Consider the following 5,653-nt stretch of genomic DNA (forward strand, 5'->3'; position numbering starts at 1 on the left):
GAACCTTGTTGGACTACCCACCGCTCCAATAGATAACACACTGCCAACTCTACCGTTTTGCTTTTCCAACCTCGGGGCTTCCTCCGAGGCGTTACCGGTTGCTTGTGGTAGAGACAAAACTGCTCTGGGCTCTAAAAGTGTAAACCGATCTCTCCCTTCTCAAGTAGCGATTTGAAACGATGCCGAAAAATCTAAAGGACAAAAGTCTCTTAATGAGGTCTTTGTCGTTCAAAATTTAGACCACACAAATAGAGTTCATGAGAAAGGCATTCTTCGTAGGCGGACTCTAATAAACCATGTCCTAAATGCCTATGAACTTCTATTGTTGCCCCAATTATTTGCTCTGTAAGTACTTTCTCTAAAATCATTCTCCGTGTCTCTGTGTCTCTGTGGTGAACGATTACTATCCGTGCTAATCCGTGTTAATTAGTGGCTGAATAATTACCTTAAAATTTACCAAGCAACTTCAAGTAGCCTTTGTGAAGCTTGTAGTCCTCCTCTGATTCATCATCGTCTTTATATTGGATATGTTCGTAACCTAAGGCCATTTTTGAGAACCGGCTAAGCTCATACCCTAATTCGGTGGTGGCGGTATGTTGCTGATTGTCGGCCTTATGTCCAACATAGTCTACCTCTAAGAGGGCTGCCCGATAGCGGGCCATAATATCCCACCGGTTATTGATGTCATATCTCAGTCCCAGCCACCTTTGCTCTGTCCTGGTCTCGGTCTTGGGGGCAGCATACTCGACTATTTCCCCTAAGGTGTACCCCCCGAAGAAGGCTAAATCAGTAGCCAGGTTGTAATTAGCCCTTAATGAAATCTCATCACTGTAATGCTTCAGACCATCAGAAAACTTGTTGACATCTCTTAGTTCTTCCAGCTTACCGCTCAAGGTGAAGGAAAGATCCCTGCTGGGATTATATTTAACCTCGCCGTCCAGGCTTTGGGTTCGGTTAGTTATCCGGGTGGGATCATATTTTTTAGTTTCACCCAATTCGTATTTAGTGAATATAGAAAGGAAAGGGAAGGGGGTATAGCTCAAACCTAAAGAGCCGACATTGGTTATTCCCTGGAGCTTGCCGTCCATTCCATCCACCTTGAAGGTAGCCTCAGATTTGTGCTCATAAGCCAATAGGGCCTTCAGGTGTTCGTTGATCTTGATCTCGGTGCCAAGGACTAAGGCGGCCTCACCTTTGGCATTACCGCTTTCATCGATCCCCACTCCCACTTGACCACTTCCGGCATCGGTAGTGACAGTGGCACCCGCATTGGCATCGACATTACCCTCTTCATCAACCGTCACGCCAACCTTGCCGGTGGTAGAATCAGTAGTGACGGTAGCCTCACCCTTGGCATCGACGTTGCCCTCTTCATCAACCGTCACTCCAACTTTGCCCGTTGTAGAATCAGTAGTCACGGTGGCCTTAGGATCGGCCTTGCCGCCAAAGATAAAACTGCTTTCTTCGGTCTTCTCGCCCGTAGCCTTATTGGTAGTCACTTTATAACGCTCTCCGATTGAGCTGGAAAGCCATTTAAAGGGAGAAAGACTAAAAGAGACAGCCCCTTGATGACAACGTATCCCACTTGGCCCGGTAGCCAACCCATCTTCTGTCTCGGTGTATTGATAATTCAGGTTTGTCCCTATATCGCCGATGAGGAAGAGATTATTAAAGGTATAGTTCAGATCAATCGTGCCTACCTCTTCCCGCTTATCGGTATTCTCCCGATCGGCATCATAAACATCTCGCACCTCATATTTGGTGCTTATCCTGGGCCAGGCTGGCCACTCTCCACTCCAACCAACCGCCATAAGCCGATGCCTCAGCACCGGCGACCCATCTTCAGAAATAATCGGCTGCCAGAGGTCGTAAGAGGCAGAGAGCTTCTGATGGTCAGCCAAGGCATAATTAGCGCTGAACTTATAACTTTCCTTGTTTTTATCACTATCTAAGGAGGGACGATCCATAGGGGTAAAGTTTTCCTCTACCCGACGGTATGAACCGGACAGACTTACCCGATCAGCAATCTTAGAAGTGGCTTCCAACTTAAAGGCTGAATCGTCCCTGGCTTCTTCCATTTCACTACCTTCGCTTTGGGCAAATTCCGTGGAGATATTTAGTCCTTCCCCCATACTATATCCCAGATCCAGACCATAGACCTGATGTTTAAAGGTATCCGTCTTGACCTTTCGTCCACGCCAGGAGTTGGCGTCATCAAATTTGGTCAAATATGTGGCTCCAATGGTGACGTGGTCGTTAATTTGGGTGCTTCCCCGAAGTCCGCCAATGTATCTTCGGTAGCCTGTTTTGGAAGGAAGATACTGATAAGAGACCGTAATTAACTGAGGGTCTCCTTCCAGGGTCTCACTCCTTAACGGCATGAAGAAGACGATTTTGCCTTCCTCGTAATCAATAGAATAGTCGACGCCGCGCCTCTTAGTGTGGCTTTCGATAACCAGGTTTACAGTATCGAGTATATCCCTGACTTCGGTCTTGACTACTTCCGTCCCCCGAAGGATAGGGGCGTGAGGAAGATAATAAGGACCGCTGGTCCCATCGGCCGGAAGCTCGATATAGGCGGAGGCCCCTTTGGCCTGAGCCCCAATCGCCGTAAGGGTATGCCTGTCTCCTTCATTATATGCCTTGAGGCCAAAAAGGGATTGGTTATATAGGGAGAACTCTGTGCCCTTAAAACCAAGGGTCTGGTCTCCCAGAGAGAGGTAGGAATTCCGGTGGGCTAATTTCAAAAATAGCTCCAGGTTGGAATCGTCTTCAGGTTTGGCTAAAAGAGGGATGTCTGTATTCTCCTTTTCTCCCTGATATTGAGAGTTATATCTGACGCTGCCCGTAAGTTTATAGTCATGCCAGACAAAAGCGGTTCCATTAGTAGCTAAGTTAAACTTAAAGTCCTGAGAGTAATTAGGGCTTAACTGTGGATTTCCGTGGCGGACACTGTCTTCATCTCCGCTGATATTTGTGTTCCTTCCTTGCCAGGCCCCGAATCCGTTGATCATTAGATCGGTGCCTGAATCGGGATTAACGTAGCGGAAGGCCTCGGCTGAGCCAAAAGAAATTAAGATAATAATGAGAGCTAAGGCAAATGAATTTAGGTGAGAGAGCTTGGTCCGGTTCATCTTAGAACTTCCTCTCCTCCAAAAACCAGTGATCTATCTCATCCTTCCTGAACCTCCAGCTTGATCCTATCCGGTGGGCCGGTATCTGCCTTTCTTTACACATCCGATAGATACTTGTTTCATGGAGCTTCAGATATTGGGCTAAATCTCTGACCGTCATAATTATTGTTTGATTGTGCTGCATCTTTATTACCCCCTTGATTTTTTCCTCAGGTGGATAGACTGAAGGTGGAAGGCCTTGGACAATCTTCAGCCTATTTACCTGAGCAGTCTCTTCTTTATCTACTATTAGTATAACATATAGATTTTTTTTTGTCAATATTTGTTAAAATATTTTTTTGCTATAAATTTATATCATTAATTTTCAATATTTATTATTCTTACCTTACTGATTACTAACCTCCCCCGAAATATTGCGACCTGTATGATTAGAAATTATCAACAATGGCAAGGGAGGAGGTTAAAGTAGAGGGAAAATTTTGTCGATAATAATGGTAGCGAAATAAAAAAGGAGGGCTACCAGAGATGGGGAGTTATAAGATTGTAGTGAAGGTGGATATAGAGGAATGTGCTGAGGAGGGAGGGAATGGGTTAGAGTGGCTTTTGTTCCATTGAGACTTTTTGCCGGATCATCAAATTTAGCTTAACTCAAAGCTGAATTGGTAAGTTGGATACTGTCTTAAAGGCCATTCAAGGTCACTCACCAGCAAAATTCAGAGCCACAATCTTGATATTTTAGTTGGGCAAATTAGAATTGCTGATTGTCGGGGGTTAAAATAGGCCTTATTATAAATTTCAACATACCTGTTTTGAAAGACAGAATTAAGAGACTTGTCCTTTAGATTTTTCTCAGTGTCTCTGTGTCTCCGTGGTGAGGTGAACGGTTAAATAATATTTAACTTCTGATAATTCCAGAATCTGCAAAACAGCCTTGATTAATTAGAGTTAAAAGTTATCCTTCATGAAAATGCTCGGCCAGCCAAAATAAGAGATGTAATTAACTGCAAATAAATTACTTGCAAATTCCTGCCTCCTGTGGTATAATTGGATTAAAAGCAATAACCACAACCCCAAAAACAGCAGGAGGCAAAGAAGCATGAAACCTACCAGAGAACAAAGTCCTTATCCTAAACAGTGTCTGAATAAAGTATTTACTTGGTTTTTCGTCATATTTCAAAAGGAATTTCGTCAAAATAAGGTGATCGCTTTCCAAACGATCATGTTTTTAGCGTTGGCTCACTTTTTCGGATTTTGGCATCGTTTCAAATCGCTACTTGAGAAGGGAGAGATCGGTTTACACTTTTTGTTCTCCAACCGGAACACAAAAAAGTCCCAAACTGGCTTTCAGAGCGGGAAAAGGCTGTTTATGTTTGCTGCACAGATTGCCTAAAATTGCTAAAAGTGTAAAGCTGCTATTTCAGCATTTTGAAACGATGCCCGGATTTTACAATCCAAAGCAGCTAGCTGATTTTCTAGGCATTTCTCATCAACAATTTTATACTTGTCTTAAAAAATGGAGTCTTTATTACCTTCAGGAAATGCTCATTCGCTTTATGGTAAAACAGGCCTCTGAACATCTCAAACCTCTCTTAAAAAAGAGTGAAGCGACCAAATCCAGAGCTAGCGTTACCATATCAGTCGACAACAGTGTGATTGACCGGCTGGGAAGAATGCTTCGCTGTACGTGGAGTTGGTACAGCGGTCGTTGTAAGAAGGTAATCAATGGTAATGACTTGCTTGGAATTGTGCTCACTATCAGTGGCATTGTTTTTCCCTTGTATTTACTTTTTTGCTCCAAACAAGGTCGTGCCCATACCGATAAACCGAGTTTACTGATCGCTATGTTAACACGTCTGAAAGACGAATTTGTCAAAGAAGATATCGATCTAACTGCCTTCCCTATCACTCTGGATTCGTGGTTCGTGTCCGAGTTCTTAAAGCAAGAACTCCATCTACTTGGTTTTCATAAGATTATTATTGCAGGGAAAGGAAACTATACCTTTACCATCAACGGGAAAAAGCAGAAAGCATCAGAGTGGAAAAAAGAGATTCCACTGTCCGAAAACCAATGGGGTATTGATGTGCCCTCCTGCAGAATCGAAGCTCATAGTCCGACATTTGGTAAGACCGTCCTCTTTTTCTATAAGAAAAGCACCACACGTAATTATTACTTAATGGATTTTAGTAAGACACTAATGCGTAGCGCCGAAATCTGGCATATTTGGAAACAGCATTATCTTATTGAATGTTTTTGGAAAACTCTCAAATCCACTTTCAAAATTAAATCTATGCAACTACAAGGTGATGGTCTTTATGCCGGGTTGCTAATCAAAGTAATATCCTATTTGGTAGCAATGCGATTGAAAGCCCAAAGAGCTTTTTCGAAATTGACTATTACGCAAATTACGAGAAAGATTAGGCGAGAATATGACTTAGAAACACTCATGACAGAGCATTTTCATCTGTCAATTCTCTTAACCTGAAAAACATTAGGCAAATACGCTGATTTCAGAATTATC

5 protein-coding genes are annotated in these 5,653 nt (G+C 43.2%); 2 read left to right on the forward strand and 3 right to left on the reverse strand.

Features of this window, described 5'->3' with window-relative positions; all coding sequences use genetic code 11:
* Positions 1 to 209: 209 nt before the first annotated feature.
* The 3 genes from AB1797_12815 to AB1797_12825 form a co-directional block, all read right to left on the reverse strand.
* Positions 210 to 368, reverse strand: a complete 159-nt coding sequence (locus AB1797_12815; protein ID MEW5768472.1) for a GxxExxY protein — start codon at positions 366 to 368, stop codon at positions 210 to 212.
* Between the two features lie 78 nt (positions 369 to 446).
* Positions 447 to 3,134, reverse strand: coding sequence for a hypothetical protein (locus AB1797_12820; GenBank protein ID MEW5768473.1), 2,688 nt, complete (start codon positions 3,132 to 3,134; stop codon positions 447 to 449).
* Position 3,135: 1 nt separating this feature from the next.
* On the reverse strand, positions 3,136 to 3,453 hold the full coding sequence (locus AB1797_12825) for a helix-turn-helix domain-containing protein (protein ID MEW5768474.1): 318 nt from the start codon (positions 3,451 to 3,453) through the stop codon (positions 3,136 to 3,138).
* Positions 3,454 to 4,230: 777 nt separating this feature from the next.
* Between AB1797_12825 and AB1797_12830 the strand changes: the two genes are divergently transcribed.
* Entirely contained in the window at positions 4,231 to 4,524 is a 294-nt protein-coding gene (locus AB1797_12830; protein MEW5768475.1) for a hypothetical protein, read from the forward strand.
* Positions 4,517 to 5,617, forward strand: coding sequence for a hypothetical protein (locus AB1797_12835; GenBank protein ID MEW5768476.1), 1,101 nt, complete (start codon positions 4,517 to 4,519; stop codon positions 5,615 to 5,617). Before AB1797_12830 ends, AB1797_12835 begins: the two co-directional genes overlap by 8 nt.
* Positions 5,618 to 5,653: the final 36 nt, after the last annotated feature.

The sequence above is a fragment of the bacterium genome, from assembly GCA_040753085.1.
Taxonomy (GTDB): Bacteria; UBA9089; JASEGY01; order JASEGY01; family JASEGY01; genus JASEGY01.

Bases quoted from the DNA above. Each gene is read 5' to 3' on its own strand.
- AB1797_12815 (MEW5768472.1), bottom strand. From the start codon at position 368: ATGATTTTAGAGAAAGTACTTACAGAGCAAATAATTGGGGCAACAATA.
- AB1797_12820 (MEW5768473.1), bottom strand. From the start codon at position 3,134: ATGAACCGGACCAAGCTCTCTCACCTAAATTCATTTGCCTTAGCTCTC.
- AB1797_12830 (MEW5768475.1), top strand. From the start codon at position 4,231: ATGAAACCTACCAGAGAACAAAGTCCTTATCCTAAACAGTGTCTGAAT.